Genomic DNA, 17308 nt, shown 5'->3' with positions numbered 1-17308 from the left:
ATGAATGACCTCAAAGTGTCAACGCCCATTGTGAGTGCACGAGAGCTTGATGCGAATAAAAGCAAACCGTTAACGCCTGCTGATCAGCAAGGAGAAGTGGCTGTTAGCCAACCCCTTAAGGCTAAAGGTCAAACTTCACAAGCAAAGGCTGTGCAAGAAGTATCATCAGCCATCGAAGATCAACAGCTGGATAAGCAGGAAACATTGCGTGAGCAGGTCGAGCAAGCCGTGGCTCAGCTCAATGACTATGTGCAAACTGTACAGCGGGACTTATTGTTTAAACTCGACACTGATAGTGGTGAAACTGTTATCTCGGTTATTGATCGAAATACCGATGAGGTAGTTCGACAAATTCCTGATGAGGTTGCATTACGTCTGGCACGAGATTTGAAAGATTCTGCATCATTTGAACTACTTAACACGAAGGTATGAGGCTAAGGTACTGATGTTAGGCATATTAGAAACGTTTTACATTAAACTGATAAAACAGGTAAAGATTTGCCGCTCCTTGCCGTTACTATAATTGATGAAAGGATAATCAATTTCGTGTTGAGTCGTTTAGATTTAAGTAACAACACTATGTGTAGTCGCGTGATGCAGCAATTCCAGAAAGGAATGATCTTATGGCCAGCATTAGCTCGGTAGGTTTTGGTTCCGGCTTATTTAGCTCAGACCTTATAGACCAGTTGGTTGAGGTTGAACGTGAGCCTACTGTAAAGCGCTTGGATTTACGAGAAGCAGAAATTAATACCCAGTTATCAGACTTTGGCCGTATTCAAAGTGCCCTGATAAACCTGCGTCTTTCTGCGCGTGTATTAAGTAATCCTGATGCGCTAGGTACCCTAAAAGCAACATCAACAGCCAGTAACTTTTCAGCAACAGTTGATGATTCTTCTGCGATAACAGGGACCTATAGTGTTGAAGTCACAGCGTTAGCTCAAGCACACTCCATTGCCACAGGTGTCTTTGTTGACAAAGAGACCACGCTAGGAACTGGCACACTTAATATTACTGCTGGCGGTACTTCTGCAGCGATAACCATTGATAATGGTAATAACACCTTAGAAGGTGTGCGTGATGCGATAAATGCTGAATCAAGTCTTAACGTGTCTGCCAGCGTGATTGACACAGGGAGTGGTTATCAGCTGGTACTGGCTGCGACAGAGACTGGGCTGGATAATGCCATTGAAGTGACAGTCACCGATGATGATGGTAATAACACCGATACCTCTGGTTTATCTCAATTAGCATTCAATGGTAGCGCCCAAAACTTAACGGAAACAGTCGCAGCATTAGATAGTAGCGTCAAAATTAACGGTATTACCTTAACGCGTAGTAGCAATGTGATTGATGACGCTATTACGGGGGTGACACTCAACCTTTCAGGCAAAAATGCGGGCTCACCTGCAACGTTAAAGCTTGAACTTGATAGTGATGGTATTACTGATCGAGTTCAGGACTTTGTCGATAAGTACAATGAACTGCAAACCCTGGTTAACGAAGTCACAGCCTTTGATACCTCAACAAATCAAGCAGGAAGCCTGTTAGGCGATGCTTCTCTTCGTAATATAATGTCGCAAACCCGGAACTTACTGGGAAGTGTGGTTAGTGGACTCGAAAGTGCAGGCGTGCGGACGCTTTCTGAAGTGGGTATGACCACGAAAGCCAGTACTGGAGAAGCGTCCACAGATAGTGGAACGTTGATTTTTAATTCAACCACGTTTAAGCAAAAGTTAGCGGCATCCCGTGATGACATAATGGCTATTTTTGCTGAGCAGGGTCGTACCAGTGATAGTCAAGTTAAGTTTCTTTCTTCCACTGATCTAACAAAGGCAGGCAGCTACAGTATTAATGTGACTCAGCTTGCGACTCGTGGCGCACTTACGGGCAGTCTAGGTTTAGTAGCACCCGTGACCATTGATGATAATAACAATACATTCAAGATTAAGGTCAATGGTGTTGAGTCTGCGGATATCACCCTTACCAATGGCAGCTATACACTGGATCAGTTGACAACCGAAATTGCCACACAAATTAATGCTGATAGTAATTTAAAAGGCGCAAATGCCACCGTTAATGTCAGTGTTGATGGCAGTAACCAATTACAAATCACTTCAACAAAATATGGCAGTAGCTCTTCTGTTGAAATAACACAGATTGACACTAACACTACGGCTACCCTAGGCCTTTCAGTCGTTGCAGGTACTGCAGGGGTGGATGTTGCTGGAACTATCAATGGCAAGACAGCAACGGGGGTTGGTCAAACCTTGAAAGCTGCAACAGGCGATGATAGTACAGGCATTCAGGTACAAATTACGGGTGGGGCTACCGGTGATCGAGGCACGGTGACTTTTATCGAAGGGGTTGCAGAGCAGTTAGTCAGCTTAGTTACCAATTTTGTGTCAGTAGATGGTGCGTTAACCACAAAAACCGATGGTCTTAATACCACCTTACAGCAAATTAGTAACGAACGAGTAAAACTGGATGAGCGATTGGAAAGCTTTCGGGAAAGAATCACCAAGCAATTTATAGCTGCAGATATTTTGGTGACAAAATTACAGTCCACCCAGGATTATATTAAGCAGCAATTGGATGCTTTAAATGGTGTTAACAAAAATAATTAAGCGTAAGCAATAATAAAAAGATATGTTTTTAAAACATAGCGATGAAAAAAACGATTATTTCAGCAACAGGCATAGGATGTAGCAATGAATGCAATGAATCAACTTCAGCAATACCAGTCAGTTAATCGAGAGACAGGGGTTATTGATGCTGACCCGCACAAGCTAATTCAAATGTTATATGACGGATTACTTGAGCGGCTAGCAACAGCCCGTGGCTTTATCTTGCGTCAGGAGTTTGAAGCTAAAAATGTATTTATTAATAAGTCAATTGAAATCCTGGAAGGTTTGCGCTCATTTTTAAATCATGATCAGGGAGGTGAGCTAGCGGCTAATCTGGATAATTTATATCAGTATATGGAATTGCAGTTATTTGAGGCCAATGCCAATAATGATGCCAGCAGAGTGGATGAAGTGATCAAACTTATTAAAGTCATTAAAGATGGCTGGGATGAGATACGTACTGAAGTGACTAAGCCTTAATTATAAGGGGTTGATCCAAACCTTTGCTTGGTTGGTTCTAAAGGCTTCATATTGAATAATACACGCGGTTAAGGTGAATGGTTATGACAAGCTCTGGTCGAGGTAGCTTGGGGGTTGCACAATTAGAGCAACTACAAAGTGATTTGCAGAATGCGTTATTAAACCAAGACTGGTCGAGTGTAACGGACTTAGATGAACGCTGCAGACATATTGTGGGCACTGCAATGCAGCAAGGAGCGCCAGCAGATTTATTAGTTGCTTTGGGTAAGCTGCTGAGTACCTATCAACATGTTATCAATGCTTGTGCTGCGCAGAAGGAGTCATTAGGCGCAGAACTTCATCGTTTACAACGTCACCAGCAAGGCGTTGCAATTTATCAGCAAATGCAATAATTCCCTAGTACTGTACTCGTATTGTAATAGTTTCTTAGCATAACAATAGCTTCATACACAGGGGCTTAGTCTTGCTTAACAAATTACCCAAACAGGCACCTTGTGATGTCTTTTTAACACACCGTATCAGTACATTTTGTGCAGTTGCTTTCTGATTATTGAGTAATTGCTTCCTGCCTGAAATTGAATTTCTTCTCCACTGGATAATACAAGGGGTCATTTGACCGGCGCTTTTTTATTGTCTTTACTCACTCATACTGAGTCAAAAAACCAGCACTTTTTTAAGACAACAACGATTAAGTTAGTAACCTGCCCAGAAATTGTCTTGTTGCTAATGTGAGTTACTTAAGTGTTGTCACCATTGCCCCAGTTGGCATCGAATTGACTACTCATTTTTTGAGAGTATGTGTAGAGAGCAACGCGCATGTGGCAAGATGCGAAGATACTGTTAGTCGATAATGAACAGCACCGTCGTGATGAGCTGAAAGTCATACTTGAGTTTTTGGGAGAGGAAGTCCTGTTACTTGAGGATCGTCAGTGGCAAAAAGCGGTGGCTGATATTGATGCAATGAAGGAAGTTGCAGCCATTTTTCTGGGGGAAATCACTCAGCAAATCACCACAATCATTCAGCAGATTCATGACTGGGAGCCTTCAGTCCCTATTCTGTTAATGGGAGACCAAGTATTGCCTGACGATATGGATATCGATCATCGCCTGCAAGTGATTGCCAAAGTTGATTTTCCACCTACTTATAATAAGCTGCTTGATTCGCTGCATCGCGCCCAGGTGTTTCGTGAACACTTTAATAAGAGTCGCGCTCGTGGACAACAGCGTGAGTTACAGCTTTTTCGTAGTTTGGTTGGTACCAGTCGCCAAGTACAAAAAGTACGGGAGATGATGGCCCAGGTAGCAGATAAGGATGTGAGTGTATTGATTACAGGTGAATCTGGCACTGGTAAGGAGGTAGTTGCGCGTAACCTGCATTATAACTCCCATCGTCGGGCTGGGCCTTTTGTGCCAGTCAATTGTGGTGCTATTCCCAGTGAACTGCTGGAAAGTGAGTTGTTTGGGCATGAAAAGGGAGCATTTACGGGGGCGATCTCGACGCGTATTGGTCGCTTTGAACTCGCGCAGGGTGGCACACTCTTTTTGGATGAAATTGGCGATATGCCGCTACAAATGCAGGTGAAGTTATTACGGGTTTTGCAAGAAAAAGTGTTTGAGCGTGTAGGCGGGACTAAGCCAATACAGGCTGATGTTAGGATCATTGCCGCAACCCATAAACACTTGGAGGACATGATTCAAGAGGGAACATTTAGAGAAGACTTGTATTACCGGCTTAATGTTTTCCCCATTGAAATGCCACCTCTTCGGGAAAGGGTTGAAGATATTCCGCTTTTACTGAATGAATTGATTTCACGAATGGAAAATGAAAAACGAGGGTCGATTCGTTTTAATTCCGCCGCGACTATGTCGCTGTGCCGTCACGACTGGCACGGCAATATTCGAGAGCTGGCCAATTTAGTTGAGCGGTTAGCCATTATGTATCCTTATGGTGTTATTGGCGTTCAAGAGCTACCGAAAAAGTTTCGCCACCTTGCACCACAAGATGAGAGCAATGCAGATATTGCTGCGATGTTTCCAGAGACAAGTATTACGCATGGTGGCCTGGTTGGCGTGAACTCACCTGCATTGTTACCGGTTAATGGATTAGATCTGAAAGATTATCTCAGTAATTTGGAATGCTCACTTATCAAGCAAGCTTTGGATGATAGCCAGGGGGTGGTCGCGAGAGCCGCCGAAAGGCTCCATATCCGTCGAACAACGCTTGTCGAAAAGATGCGTAAATATGGTCTTAATCGCAAAGAGTCCTTTTCTGCGAATAGTTAATCAGTAACCTGCCAAAGTCTGTAAATTGACGCGCTCGCCAATCAACTTTCTAAACTATTGAATTATCAGACTATTTTGGTTTGGCCTGGTCCTTGCTTTACCTGTTAAAAGTTTAACTAGATCACATTGCTGTAGTGTTGGTTTATCTAAAAGACCGCTAAGTATTTGTGAATCAAGGCGCTCGTAAGAGTACCTGTCAAGGAGTTGAGCCTATGACGGGCAGAGTCGAGAGACAACGTCAAGCTACACATTATAAAGCTGTTTCTTCAGGCGCCATGTCAATGGCTGAAGTTGCTAAAGCTGAGTCCAGCGCATTTGCGGCTGCCTTGCAAGATGTGCAGTCATCCGTTGACGATAAAACAGGTCTGGAGAAGGCATTTTCGTTGTTTAACCAAATGTCTGAGCAGCTTTCAGAATCTTACCGTCAATTAGCTGGCAGAGTTCAAGCGCTCAAAAGCGAACTGGCTGATGTAGGAGAACAGCGACTGCAGGAGCTGGCTGAAAAGGAACGTCTAGCCAACCGGCTGGAACATTTGCTGAACCTGCTGCCAGGTGGGGTCATTGTACTGGATGGACATGGTGTCATTCAGCAGTGCAATCCAGCTGCTATCGAGCTTTTGGATGAGCCACTTCTGGGGGAAAGTTGGTTGACAGTGATCAACCGATGCTTTGCTCCAAGAGACGATGATGGCCATGAAATCTCACTGAAAAATGGTAAGCGCGTCAGTATTGCAACTCGCTCATTAGAGTTAGAGCCAGGCCAGCTTATTCTCCTCACTGACTTAACCGAAACCCGGTGCTTACAGCAGCAGCTCAGTCATCATGAGCGGCTGTCAGCACTAGGTAAAATGGTAGCGTCCTTAGCACACCAGATTCGTACACCGCTCTCTACCGCCATGCTTTATGCGGGTCACTTACAAAATCCAGCACTCCCCCGAGAGAAACACTGTGTATTTGCCAACAAATTGATGTCCAGACTGACGCACCTTGAGCGTCAAGTGAGTGACATGCTGGTATTTGCTAAAGGTGAATTAGTCCTGGCTGACACGATAGCCATTAAAGCGTTTTGGCAGGAGCTTCAGCAAGCGGTAGGGAGTGCTATGGGGGTTAGACAGGTTAGCACTGGTCAGGTCAACCTCCGTTGGCGGTATCAGCTGGAGCAGACTTTTTTAATACGCTGTAACAAAGATGCGCTAATAGGTGCGTTGATGAACTTAGTCAATAATGCTTTGGAATCAGGCAAAAAGGGCCTCACGCTGGTGATTTCCTGCAGCCTTTATCAGCATTATCTAAGGCTGACGGTGGTGGATAATGGGCCAGGGATGAGCGCCAAAACCTTGGCACAAACTCAGGAGCCGTTTTTTACGACTAAGCCCCATGGTACTGGGCTGGGAATAGCGGTTGTCCAGGCCGTTACCAAAGCCCATCAGGGAGAGTTTGCGATGCATAGTCGTGAAGGCCAAGGCACTGTCTGCCAATTACTCCTGCCATTAAATGTAGCTGCAATATCTGCTGATCAATCTGAGGAGGAGGCAGCATGGCCAAGATAACTATTCTTATCGTAGAAGATGACCCTGATTTACGTGAGGCGTTAGCCGATACCTTGGCGTTGACCGATTTTAGCTACTTACTCGCGGAAGATGGGCAACAAGCTATCCAGCTACTGCAGAGTAAATCCATCGATATGGTGGTTTCTGATGTCAATATGCCTGAGGTAGATGGCTACCAGCTATTACAGTGGGTTCGCCAACATGCACCACAGCTTCCGGTGCTGTTAATGACTGCCTATGGATCAGTGAGTCAGGCGGTTGAGGCAATGAAGCAGGGGGCCGTCGATTACTTGGTAAAACCGTTTGAACCTGATGCACTGTTGGCAGAAATTCGGCGGGTATTGCAAGGTACACCGAAAAAGAGTTGCGATGAACCAGTTGCTGAGGAGGAAAGTAGCCGTCAACTTTTGCTGCTGGCAAGAAAAGTTGCTGCCACAGACTCTACTGTCCTGATAACAGGTGAAAGTGGAACAGGTAAGGAAGTGCTGGCGCAGTATATCCATCGCCATTCCCCCAGAAATGAACAACCCTTTGTCGCGATCAACTGCGCTGCTATTCCTGAAAATATGCTGGAAGCTACCTTGTTTGGTCATGAAAAAGGTGCTTTTACAGGGGCTTATAGTAGTTCTCCAGGAAAATTTGAACTGGCCAATAATGGGACACTGTTACTGGATGAAATCACTGAAATGCCACTCAGTTTGCAGGCTAAGTTACTGCGAGTTCTTCAAGAACGGGAGGTGGAAAGGGTTGGTGGGCGTAAAACGATTCGACTGGATGTGCGCATTATCGCGACAACCAACCGAGAAATGCTGAGCTATGTGCAGCGGGGTGAGTTTAGGGAAGACTTATATTATCGGTTGTGTGTTTTTCCGCTGATGTGGCAGCCGTTGCGAGCTCGTCCAAATGATATTGTACCGCTTGCAGAGCGCTTATTAGCGGTTCACTGTCGTAAGTTAAAACACCCCATCGTCAAGCTGAGTAATGAAGCGAAAAAAACACTCTTACAGCATGCTTGGCCTGGTAACGTCAGGGAACTTGATAATGCCATTCAACGTGCCTTGATCCTCCAGCAAGGAAATCTAATTCGTCCAGCTGACTTATGTCTTGCTCCATCACACGCGGTAGGACAGTCACCTGTGCTACAGACGATGGCACCTGCACTAACAGAGGCAGCAATGCAGGAAACCATGTCTATTGAATCTAAGATGCCACCGGTTAGCGCTGCGAGTAAGGTCACAAGCACTACTGGTAGCCCTTTATTCCAGGATGGGGAGAGTTCTGTTGCTGGTGGTCTGGAAAGTGATATCGAGCGGGCTATTGATACAGGACCACTGGGAGAAGACCTTAAGCAGCGTGAATATGAGTTGATCATTGACGCACTCCGGGCTGAGGGGGGACGCCGCAAAGAGACTGCACTTAAGCTGGGCATAAGCCCAAGAACGCTGCGTTATAAGCTTGCCAAGATGCGGGAACAAGGTATTGATATTGAAACCATGATTGCCTAGCGGACTAAGAGGCTGGATTGATGAGCGATAATGTAACCCTCAATCGAATGATGCTTGATATGCGTGCAATGCAGCTGGAAAGCCAAATCAAGCCTGCTGCAGAGCAAATACTTCCGGCTCAGCACGATTTAAATGTTGAGCAAAAAGAAACACCCCATTTTGCTACTTTATTTAAGCAAGCCATTGACTCTGTTAATGAGTTGAGACAGGAGTCCAGTGACTTAAAGACACGTTATCAGTTTAGTGATCCAGAGGTGAGTTTGTCAGATGTGATGATTGCAGGCCAAAAAGCCAGTGTAGCTTTTGACGCCATGGTGGAAGTGCGTAATAAATTAGTGCAGGCCTACGAAGAAATTATGAAGATGCCCGTTTAGGTTATGCATGAGTTTAGGAAGACAGGAGTAGGCAGGCAATGGCTGATCCATTAACTGAATCTGGTAGCACTGGGACTAAGGCTGAGGGCGTAGCCGCTATGCCCATGGCTCGAACGGGTAATCCATTCTTTGATGTACTCAATGACCTGTCAATTTCTCGACAAGTCCTCTTTTTAGTTGGGCTTGCAGCCAGTGTTGCTATTGGCTTTGGTATTGTTTTATGGTCTCAAGAGCCTGATTTTCAGCCGATTTATGGTTCTTTGGAAGGCTACGATGCAGCTCAAGTACTGAATGTACTTGAGACCAGTGACATTCGTTATAAAGTTGAACCGAAAAGCGGCGCTATTTTGGTGCCTGCTGAACATGTTGCAGAAGCACGACTCAAACTTGCAGCTTCTGGCATTAAAAGCGATAGCACGGTAGGGTTGGAAGTGCTGGATAGGGAGCAGGAGCTAGGTACCAGTCAGTTTTTGGAAAATGCGCGTTACCGCCGTGGACTGGAAGGTGAGCTGGCAAGAACCATTGCCAGTATGAGGGCAGTGAAGTCAGCACGTGTTCATCTCGCGATCCCTCGGCGTACGGTTTTTGTGCGTGATCGCCGTAAGCCAAGTGCTTCGGTTTTTCTTGACTTACATCCCATGAGAGAACTAAAGCTTGATCAGGTCAACGCCATTCGCAACCTAGTGGCGTCCAGTGTACCTGATATGGCAGCCATTGATGTCACCGTTGTGGATCAACTGGGTACATTGTTATCGGTTGAAGAAACCAAAGATGAAACTGAGCTAAAAATTGCCAATCAGCAACTTGCCTATACGGTTCGTGTCGAGGAAAAACTGACACAACGAGTGCACAATATTTTAGAACCTATTTTAGGTAAAAATAACTATCAGGCTGAAGTATCAACGGATATTGACTTTAATAATATTGAGCAAGCGGTAGAGCAGTTTAATCCTGATGCGCCTGCTGTACGTAGTGAACAATTGCTCGATGAGGTCCAGGGTGCTAAGTCGGCTGCCAGTGGTGTGCCAGGAGCGCTATCAAATCAACCTCCAGGTGAAGTTACGGTGCCTGAGCAAGTGGGTGCTGAAAACCAGGCTACAGACGCGGAAAATGCGGCTAAAGCCGTCAACTCCCGCTCGAAAAAAACAAGAAACTACGAGCTGGACAAAACCGTCAGCTACACCCGCTTTCAGCAAGGTCAGATTCGGCGCTTGACGGTTGCTGTTGTGGTGAATGATCGTGCAACAGTGAATCCTGACTCCGGAGAAGTGACACACTCTCCCTGGAGGCAAGCTGATCTTGATCGTTTCTCTCAGCTGGTCAAGGATGCTGTGGGATTCGATGTCACTCGGGGCGACAGTGTTAACGTGGTTAACGCATCTTTTGTTCCTACGCCAGAAGAAGTCATTCCACCGGTTAACTTTTGGACAGAACCCTGGTTTTGGGAGGTGGTCAAACAGGTACTGGCAGGCATATTTATTATCGTGCTGTTGTTTGGCGTAATCAGGCCTATGGTCATGAGCTTATTTGGCAAGAAAAAAGACAAAGATGACGAGTTGGCTGCTTTGGGAGGACCAGAAGGCGAGGCTTTTGGTGAGTTAACCGGCGCAGAAATTTCTCAGGATCAGGTCAGTTTGTCCGGTGGTGGCAGTATGCTACTGCCTGGACCTCATGAAGGCTATGAGCAGCAGCTCAATGCTGTCAAAGGTTTGGTAGCTGAAGACCCAGGCCGGGTTGCGCAAGTGATTAAACAATGGATAACTGAAGATGGCTGAGGCACAAACAACACCAGCACCAGCACCTGCGCCACCACCTAGTCCCGGTGCCACTGAAGAAACCGCATTGGCTGCCAGAATGACTGGTGTCCAACGCTCAGCTATTTTTCTTTTGAGCCTTGGCGAGTCTGAAGCCGCAGAAGTATTACGCCATATGGGCCCTAAAGAAGTACAACGTGTTGGGGCAGCAATGGCCGCAATGGATAATGTGAATCGCAGTCAGGTGACATCTGTTCTGAAGTTTTTTATTGAGATAGTGCGCAATGAAACGGGCTTAGGTGTTGGGGCGGATGGCTATATTCGTAAGATGCTGACCCAGGCCTTGGGTGAAGATAAAGCCAGTGGCTTAATTGACCGTATTTTATTGGGTGGCAACACAACAGGGCTGGATACTTTGAAGTGGATGGAACCAAGAGCGGTGGCTGATGTGATTCGTTATGAGCATCCACAGATTCAGGCGATTGTAGTTGCTTACTTGGACCCCGATCAGTCAGCAGAGATTCTTAGTTATTTTGATCCGAAAGTACGGTTAGACATTATGTTAAGGGTGGCAGGCTTAACCACAGTTCAGCCTGCGGCATTACAAGAGCTGAATGATATTTTAGAGCGCCAGTTTTCGGGCAGTGGCACCACCAAGACCACGGCAATGGGTGGAGTGAAGCGTGTTGCGGACATCATGAACTATGTAGAAGGTTCAATAGAAGCACCACTCATGGAGTCAATTAAGCAGGTGGATGAAGACCTGGGTACTCAAATTGAAGACTTGATGTTTGTCTTTGATAATTTAGGTGATGTCGATGACCGGGGCATTCAGGCATTACTCAGAGAAGTCTCTTCAGATGTTTTGATCATTGCGCTTAAAGGTGCGGATGAGACTGTTAAGGAAAAAATCTTTAAGAATATGTCGAAGCGGGCTGCAGAGTTACTCAGAGATGACTTAGAAGCTAAAGGTCCGGTTCGAATCAGTGAAGTAGAAACCGCACAAAAAGAAATTCTGACTATTGCTAGACGCATGGCTGAAGCTGGAGAGATTGCTTTAGGCAAAGGTGGTGAGGAAATGGTTTAGGGGATAGGCCTTGAAAAATGCCAAAATCGCAAGAAACTAGCATTATCCGAGGTGAGGCAGCTAAAGCCTTTGAAAAGCTGGGATTACCCAGTTTGGCTGGAGCCAAGCACCTGGTTCGTAGCCAGTCTCAAAATGATAATAAAGGGCAGCATTATATCCCTAAGGAATCCGTGAAGTATGTTCCTCGTTCCCCAACTTCGTCAGCAATACCTTCTCAAGCGCCAACGACTGAGAGTCTATCACCTGCTGCGAGGGCACAGCCTGCTAGCCCTGCACACTCACCTCATCATGAGCGGAGAGCTGAGCCTCCCAACACCGAGCATGATGACGTTAAAGTGGCTGGCAGCGAAACGCCGGCCTTTTCAGCCAGTGCGCCTGTGGCAATGAGTGGAGGAGGTGGGCATTCAGCCTTAACTGTTGAAGCACTGCTTGATGCACTGGATAAAGCGCGAGAGAAGGGTTATCAAGATGGCTTTGCACTGGGCCAGCAAGAAGGTAAAACCGCAGGCATTGTTGAAGGACAAAAGCAAGGTTATGAGGAAGGGTATCAAAAGGGTATTCAGGAAGGACAACAAGCAGGGCGACAAGCGATTCAAGGTGAGCTGCAGCAAATAGAGCAGCAGCTTGCTTCAGTATTAGACGGTTTATTTCAACCTTTAGCCGAGCAGGATGAACAGCTGACCAAGGCACTGGTAGATATGGTTATGCAAATTGCCCGCAACGTTATTCATCGTGAACTTCATGCAGATTCAAGCCAAATAACCATGCTGGTTAAAGAGGCCATGCGCATGTTGCCCGCAGGCGGTCAATCCATACGAGTTTATCTACATCCTCAGGATTTAGGGTATATCCGTGATTTACAACAGCAGCTCCAGGCAACGTGGCAGTTATTACCAGATGAGCAACTGTTACCTGGTGGCTGTCGTGTCGAAACCAGTCATAGCATTGTTGATGCAAGTGTAGCTTCGCGTTTAGCGCATTATGTAGATGCCTTAGCTGAGCAACATTTGCATGTTCATGCTGTCAGCCTTGAGCAAATGCATCATCAAGCACCTTCAGGCAAGGTGCCATCAGCGGCTTCAAGCTCGACAGAAAGTGCAAAACCTACCACTTCTGAGCAGGTGCAAACTTCTGCTCCTGATAAGACTAATTCAGCTTCGGCCAATAAGGGCAGTCTCGATGACTCTCAAACGTCTGGCGCTGACTGACCGGTTGCATCGTTATCAAACAGCGCTCAACAGTTGTCCTGTTATACAAGTGGAAGGACGCTTGACGCGGGTGGTTGGCTTGACTCTGGAGGCTGTGGGCTGCCGAATGGCAATGGGGCAACGCTGTCAGGTCATTACCGATAGTCAGCAAAAAATTGAAGCGGAGGTGATGGGGTTTGATGAGGATAAAATCTACCTGATGCCTTTAATGGCCACTCAAAGTATCCACCCTGGCGCACGTGTTCTGCCTTTAGAAGGGGAAAGCCTTATTCCCGTTGGGTTTAATTTATTAGGCCGGGTATTAAATGGACTGGGCAAGCCCCTTGACAGTAAAGGTCCTCTTAAACCTGATGATTATGTTGGGTTAACGGGACACCCTATTAATCCTCTGCAGAGGTTTCCTATCAAAGAGCCACTGGATGTCGGTATCAGGGCAATCAATGCGCTGTTAACAGTGGGCAATGGCCAGCGCTTGGGACTTTTTGCTGGGAGTGGTGTAGGTAAAAGTGTGTTGTTGGGCATGATGACACGTCTAACCAGTGCCGATATTACCGTGGTAGGTTTAGTAGGTGAGCGGGGACGTGAGGTTAAAGAGTTTATTGAGCACACGCTAGGTGAAGAAGGTTTAAAACGTTCCGTAGTGATTGCCGCACCTGCTGATGATTCGCCCGTGCTTCGCTTGCGAGCAGCTGTGGTATGTACCCGTATTGCGGAATACTTTCGTGATCAGGGAAAGCGTGTGTTGCTACTTATGGATTCATTAACCCGTTATGCGCAAGCTCAACGGGAAATTGCGTTGGCAATTGGTGAGCCACCGGCGACCAAAGGCTATCCACCCTCAGTCTTTGCCAAAATCCCGCAGTTAGTAGAGCGTGCGGGTACCGATGAAGCGGGGCAAGGCTCTATAACGGCCTTTTATACAGTGTTAACTGAAGGTGATGATCAGCAGGAACCAATAGCCGATGCCTCTCGGGCCATTCTGGATGGGCATGTGGTGCTGTCTCGAAAGCTTGCTGAGTCAGGCCACTATCCTGCCATTGATATTGAAGCATCGATCAGCCGTGCGATGCCGCAAATTGTTGATGAAAATCACATTGAAATGGCCCAGCAGTTTAAAAAAATCTATTCGGTTTATCAAAAAAATCGTGATTTAATTTCAATTGGTGCTTATCAACAAGGTAGTGATCCGGCCACGGATGAGGCTATTCGATTGAACCCAGCAATGATGCAGTTTTTACAGCAAGGGTTGCGTGAAAGTGAGTCTCTGGCTACGAGTGTTGAACGCTTACAAGCCTTAATAGCAGAGCGTCAATCATAGTCTATAGCTGATGATCTGATTGTAATGGTTGTTTGTTATAGTGCGTTGTCTTGCGGCTCACCCGAAGTAGATCATTTGCGTTAAGGGTTATGTCATGGAAATGAAACGCTCGGACCGTCTCTCGACGGTGCTTCGTGTCGCAGAGGTCAAAGAGGCTAAAGTCGCTAAACAATTTGGCCGATTGCAAGAACAACTGTTGTATGAGCAAAAAAAGCTTGAGCAGCTGTTAAATTATGAAACTGAGTATCAGGAAAATGCGAAGCCTGCTGCAGGCCGTCCAGTGACGGTTCGCCGGCTACAGCAAATGAGTCAGTTTCTGACACAGCTGACTCAGGCCGTACACCAGCAGCAACAACAGGTGGATAACATTAATAAACACTGTGAGTCGTTGCGTGATGTATGGGTTGAGGCTCATCAGCATACTCAAACGATGCAACAGTTGCTGGATCGTTATCGTCAAGAAGAACAACGACAGGAAGAAAAGCAAGAGCAGCAGGATGCTGATGAAGTAAATACTCAGCAGTTTATTCGTGGCAAGCAAGGACAGTAGCTGCACCTGTGCTTTTAATAATTAAAGGCTATGCTTTATTGAAAGTATTTTATTAGCCATCGTTTGGGAAAGGAGCAAGGGGGAATTCATGGCCGTAACTGCCATACAGTCCGAGGATGGATCTGAGCTCACCATTCGCATTCAGGGACGATTTGACTTTAGTGAACATCAATCTTTTCGGGATGCATACGAGCGCACAGATAAGTTACCTAATCAGTACACCATTGATCTTAATGAAACCACTTACCTGGATAGTTCTGCCTTAGGTATGCTGCTCTTGTTGCGTGATCATGCCGGAGGTGACACTGCTAATATCCGTATTGTTAACTGCAAACCGGATGTAAAAAAGATCTTGCTCATCTCGAACTTCGAACAGCTATTCACCATTCAGTAAAAAATGATGTGATGCATTATGGAGTTGGCTGAGGGTTCTATCAAAATTCTGGTTGCTGATGACTCAGAAACTGATCGGATGATTTTACGATCACTGGTGCTAAAGCAGGGTCATCGGGTTGTTACTGCAGAAGATGGTCAGCAGGCGGTTGAGCTATTCATTCTAGAGCGCCCTCAGCTGGTTTTGCTTGATGTGTTAATGCCTGTTATGAGTGGCTACGAAGCTGCCCGGCAAATCAAGCAGCTGGCGGGAGAAGAGCTGGTTCCTGTCATCTTTCTTACTTCATTAAAAGATGCTCAATCCCTTGCAGAATGTTTGGATGCAGGGGGTGATGATTTTTTATCTAAGCCTTATAGCCCCCTTATTTTACAGGCAAAAATCAATGCGTTTAATCGGATGCGTATGATGCATCATACGCTTCAGGTGCAGCGGGATAAAATTGCTGGCCACAATAAACGCTTATTGCAGGAGCAAGCTTTTGCTAAAGAAATTTTTGATAAAGTCGCTCATTCTGGGTGTTTAAATGCACACAACTTGCAGCATTTACAGTCACCGTATGCCATGTTCAATGGCGATGTGTTAATTGCCGCGCGCAAACCTTCAGGTGGGATGCTGGTATTTCTGGGTGATTTTGCAGGTCATGGCTTACCTGCTGCGATTGGTGCTATGCCGTTGGCTGAAATTTTTTACCATATGGTTGCCAAAGGTTTTTCAATGCCTGAAATACTCAGTGAAGTAAACAGCAAAATGAAACAGGTGTTGCCTGTCAGTGGGTTTTGCTGTGGTGGTATGGTGGATATAGACTTTGACAGTAAAGTGATGAAGGTGTGGATTGGGGGGCTTCCTGACTGCTATTTGTATCGTACTAAAACTAAAACGCTAGATGTATTAACTTCAAAATGGTTGCCTTTAGGAATTTTATCTGCAGATAAATTTGATACAGGTTATGAAATCATTGAGGTTGATTATGATGATCGGCTTTATTTGTGGTCGGATGGGGTGATTGAGGCTCAGGATGATCAGCAACACTTTTTCGGTGAAGAGCGTCTGAAAGCCGTTTTTACCAATAATGAAGAGCCTGATCAGCTTTTTAATGAGATTAAAGAGTCTGTTTTTAGCTTTATTGGTGAGCCGACAGATGACCTGTCCATGATTGAGATCAGTATGGTCCCTCGGGATAGCTTTAGTGACAAGCCTGTTCCCGTTGAAGCAAGCACCATTCGTGGGGCAAGGAACTGGTCTGCCTCTTTTGAGTTTCGTCCTGAAACACTGCAAAGCTATAACCCAATACCGTTAATTCTGCACTGCCTAATGCAAGTGCCAGGGGTAAATTTGCACAGTGGTCGGTTGTATACCATTTTGGCGGAGCTTTACTCCAATGCCCTTGAGCATGGTGTGCTGGGTATGGACTCATCGCTAAAAGCGTCGCTTCATGGCTTTACCCAATATTATGCAGAGCGTGAGCATCGACTTCAGCAGTTGAAAGAAGGTTTTATTCGTTTTTGGTTGGAACATAAAATTGAGCCTCAGGGTGGTGTATTAGTCATTACTGTGGCTGATAGTGGGCCAGGATTTAATTATCAGAAAATGATGAATCGAATCACTGAAGACACTAACTACCATGGCCGAGGGGTAAATTTATTGCGCTCTTTTTGTCGGCGAGTGGAATACTCTGAGGTAGGTAATCAAGTCACCATTGAATATGCTTGGAATAATGAGTTGGATAGTGCTCACAAAGGGCATCACTAAAGCATATGACGTAAGGAAACACTATGGAACATATTGATTTGGCTGCACTGCAAGAATTACAAGAAGTCATGGAAGATGAATATAATCAGTTGGTGGAAACATTTATTCGTGATAGTGAGCAACGAATAGCGGCAATGGATGAAGCACTAGCTGAACATGATGCGGAGCAGATGAGGGAATTGGCTCATAGCCTAAAAGGTAGTTGCTTAAATATGTTCATTACCCCGCTTGCACATCTGGCCAGGGAGATTGAAAACCTCGCAAGAGAGCGTCAGCTCGAGCCTATTTCGCCACTCATTTTAGGGTTGCAGCAAGAATTTAAAACCGTCTCAAGACTCTTAAAAGAAACGCTCACAGATTAATGCTGCTGGGCATAAAGTTTGCTCACTTTATGGCTAAGTGCAGTCAGGATCCCTACATTAATTTGGGTTG

Annotated in this window: 16 protein-coding genes; all 16 read left to right on the top strand. The window is 45.8% G+C overall.

Annotation, left to right across the window (positions count from 1 at the left end):
• Nucleotides 1-432, top strand: a complete 432-nt coding sequence (locus F607_RS28630; RefSeq protein WP_051311094.1) for a flagellar protein FlaG — start codon at nt 1-3, stop codon at nt 430-432.
• 191 nt (nt 433-623) lie between these two features.
• The gene (gene fliD, locus F607_RS0107645) at nt 624-2624 is read left to right on the top strand and encodes a flagellar filament capping protein FliD (protein WP_027707622.1); all 2001 of its coding nucleotides are present in this window, start codon (nt 624-626) and stop codon (nt 2622-2624) included.
• Between the two features lie 84 nt (nt 2625-2708).
• Nucleotides 2709-3104, top strand: coding sequence for a flagellar export chaperone FliS (gene fliS, locus F607_RS0107640; protein ID WP_230400376.1), 396 nt, complete (start codon nt 2709-2711; stop codon nt 3102-3104).
• Between the two features lie 83 nt (nt 3105-3187).
• A complete protein-coding gene (gene fliT, locus F607_RS0107635) occupies nt 3188-3496 on the top strand; it encodes a flagellar protein FliT (RefSeq protein WP_027707620.1) in 309 nt (102 codons plus the stop codon).
• Between the two features lie 424 nt (nt 3497-3920).
• Nucleotides 3921-5387, top strand: coding sequence for a sigma-54 dependent transcriptional regulator (locus tag F607_RS0107630; RefSeq protein WP_027707619.1), 1467 nt, complete (start codon nt 3921-3923; stop codon nt 5385-5387).
• A 212-nt stretch (nt 5388-5599) separates the two neighbouring features.
• A complete protein-coding gene (locus F607_RS0107625) occupies nt 5600-6937 on the top strand; it encodes a sensor histidine kinase (RefSeq protein WP_276523942.1) in 1338 nt (445 codons plus the stop codon).
• A complete protein-coding gene (locus F607_RS0107620; RefSeq protein WP_027707617.1) occupies nt 6925-8442 on the top strand; it encodes a sigma-54-dependent transcriptional regulator in 1518 nt (505 codons plus the stop codon). The genes F607_RS0107625 and F607_RS0107620 overlap by 13 nt, the downstream gene beginning before the upstream one ends.
• Nucleotides 8443-8462: 20 nt before the next feature.
• Entirely contained in the window at nt 8463-8816 is a 354-nt protein-coding gene (gene fliE, locus F607_RS0107615; protein WP_027707616.1) for a flagellar hook-basal body complex protein FliE, read from the top strand.
• A 38-nt stretch (nt 8817-8854) separates the two neighbouring features.
• Nucleotides 8855-10591: a flagellar basal-body MS-ring/collar protein FliF gene (gene fliF / locus F607_RS0107610; RefSeq protein WP_027707615.1), complete on the top strand. Its 1737-nt coding sequence runs from the start codon at nt 8855-8857 to the stop codon at nt 10589-10591.
• 79 nt (nt 10592-10670) lie between these two features.
• Nucleotides 10671-11657: a flagellar motor switch protein FliG gene (fliG, locus tag F607_RS0107605; protein WP_038290550.1), complete on the top strand. Its 987-nt coding sequence runs from the start codon at nt 10671-10673 to the stop codon at nt 11655-11657.
• A gap of 17 nt (nt 11658-11674) precedes the next feature.
• A complete protein-coding gene (locus F607_RS32630; protein WP_051311092.1) occupies nt 11675-12865 on the top strand; it encodes a flagellar assembly protein FliH in 1191 nt (396 codons plus the stop codon).
• Nucleotides 12837-14183, top strand: coding sequence for a flagellar protein export ATPase FliI (fliI, locus tag F607_RS0107595; protein ID WP_027707613.1), 1347 nt, complete (start codon nt 12837-12839; stop codon nt 14181-14183). Before F607_RS32630 ends, fliI begins: the two co-directional genes overlap by 29 nt.
• A gap of 94 nt (nt 14184-14277) precedes the next feature.
• Nucleotides 14278-14733 (top strand): flagellar export protein FliJ, encoded by a 456-nt coding sequence (gene fliJ, locus F607_RS0107590; RefSeq protein ID WP_027707612.1) that lies wholly within the window; start codon nt 14278-14280, stop codon nt 14731-14733.
• A gap of 88 nt (nt 14734-14821) precedes the next feature.
• Nucleotides 14822-15127, top strand: coding sequence for an STAS domain-containing protein (locus tag F607_RS0107585; protein WP_027707611.1), 306 nt, complete (start codon nt 14822-14824; stop codon nt 15125-15127).
• A gap of 18 nt (nt 15128-15145) precedes the next feature.
• Nucleotides 15146-16876 carry a fused response regulator/phosphatase gene (locus tag F607_RS0107580; protein ID WP_038290542.1) on the top strand — a complete coding sequence of 577 codons (1731 nt, stop codon included), beginning with the start codon at nt 15146-15148 and terminating at the stop codon, nt 16874-16876.
• A 23-nt stretch (nt 16877-16899) separates the two neighbouring features.
• Nucleotides 16900-17238, top strand: coding sequence for an Hpt domain-containing protein (locus tag F607_RS0107575; protein WP_027707609.1), 339 nt, complete (start codon nt 16900-16902; stop codon nt 17236-17238).
• Nucleotides 17239-17308 lie beyond the last annotated feature (70 nt).

The organism is Zooshikella ganghwensis DSM 15267 (assembly GCF_000428585.1).
Lineage (GTDB): Bacteria > Pseudomonadota > Gammaproteobacteria > Pseudomonadales > Zooshikellaceae > Zooshikella > Zooshikella ganghwensis.
This window is presented reverse-complemented; position numbering and strand designations above follow the sequence as displayed.

Excerpts from the sequence above, each read along its gene's own strand:
- F607_RS0107580 (WP_038290542.1), top strand. The coding sequence starts at position 15,146 with ATGGAGTTGGCTGAGGGTTCTATCAAAATTCTGGTTGCTGATGACTCA.
- F607_RS32630 (WP_051311092.1), top strand. The coding sequence starts at position 11,675 with ATGCCAAAATCGCAAGAAACTAGCATTATCCGAGGTGAGGCAGCTAAA.
- fliT (WP_027707620.1), top strand. The coding sequence starts at position 3,188 with ATGACAAGCTCTGGTCGAGGTAGCTTGGGGGTTGCACAATTAGAGCAA.
- fliS (WP_230400376.1), top strand. The coding sequence starts at position 2,709 with ATGAATGCAATGAATCAACTTCAGCAATACCAGTCAGTTAATCGAGAG.
- F607_RS0107585 (WP_027707611.1), top strand. The coding sequence starts at position 14,822 with ATGGCCGTAACTGCCATACAGTCCGAGGATGGATCTGAGCTCACCATT.
- fliG (WP_038290550.1), top strand. The coding sequence starts at position 10,671 with ATGACTGGTGTCCAACGCTCAGCTATTTTTCTTTTGAGCCTTGGCGAG.
- fliF (WP_027707615.1), top strand. The coding sequence starts at position 8,855 with ATGGCTGATCCATTAACTGAATCTGGTAGCACTGGGACTAAGGCTGAG.
- fliE (WP_027707616.1), top strand. The coding sequence starts at position 8,463 with ATGAGCGATAATGTAACCCTCAATCGAATGATGCTTGATATGCGTGCA.
- F607_RS0107625 (WP_276523942.1), top strand. The coding sequence starts at position 5,600 with ATGACGGGCAGAGTCGAGAGACAACGTCAAGCTACACATTATAAAGCT.
- fliD (WP_027707622.1), top strand. The coding sequence starts at position 624 with ATGGCCAGCATTAGCTCGGTAGGTTTTGGTTCCGGCTTATTTAGCTCA.
- F607_RS28630 (WP_051311094.1), top strand. The coding sequence starts at position 1 with ATGAATGACCTCAAAGTGTCAACGCCCATTGTGAGTGCACGAGAGCTT.
- fliI (WP_027707613.1), top strand. The coding sequence starts at position 12,837 with ATGACTCTCAAACGTCTGGCGCTGACTGACCGGTTGCATCGTTATCAA.
- F607_RS0107620 (WP_027707617.1), top strand. The coding sequence starts at position 6,925 with ATGGCCAAGATAACTATTCTTATCGTAGAAGATGACCCTGATTTACGT.
- fliJ (WP_027707612.1), top strand. The coding sequence starts at position 14,278 with ATGGAAATGAAACGCTCGGACCGTCTCTCGACGGTGCTTCGTGTCGCA.
- F607_RS0107630 (WP_027707619.1), top strand. The coding sequence starts at position 3,921 with ATGTGGCAAGATGCGAAGATACTGTTAGTCGATAATGAACAGCACCGT.
- F607_RS0107575 (WP_027707609.1), top strand. The coding sequence starts at position 16,900 with ATGGAACATATTGATTTGGCTGCACTGCAAGAATTACAAGAAGTCATG.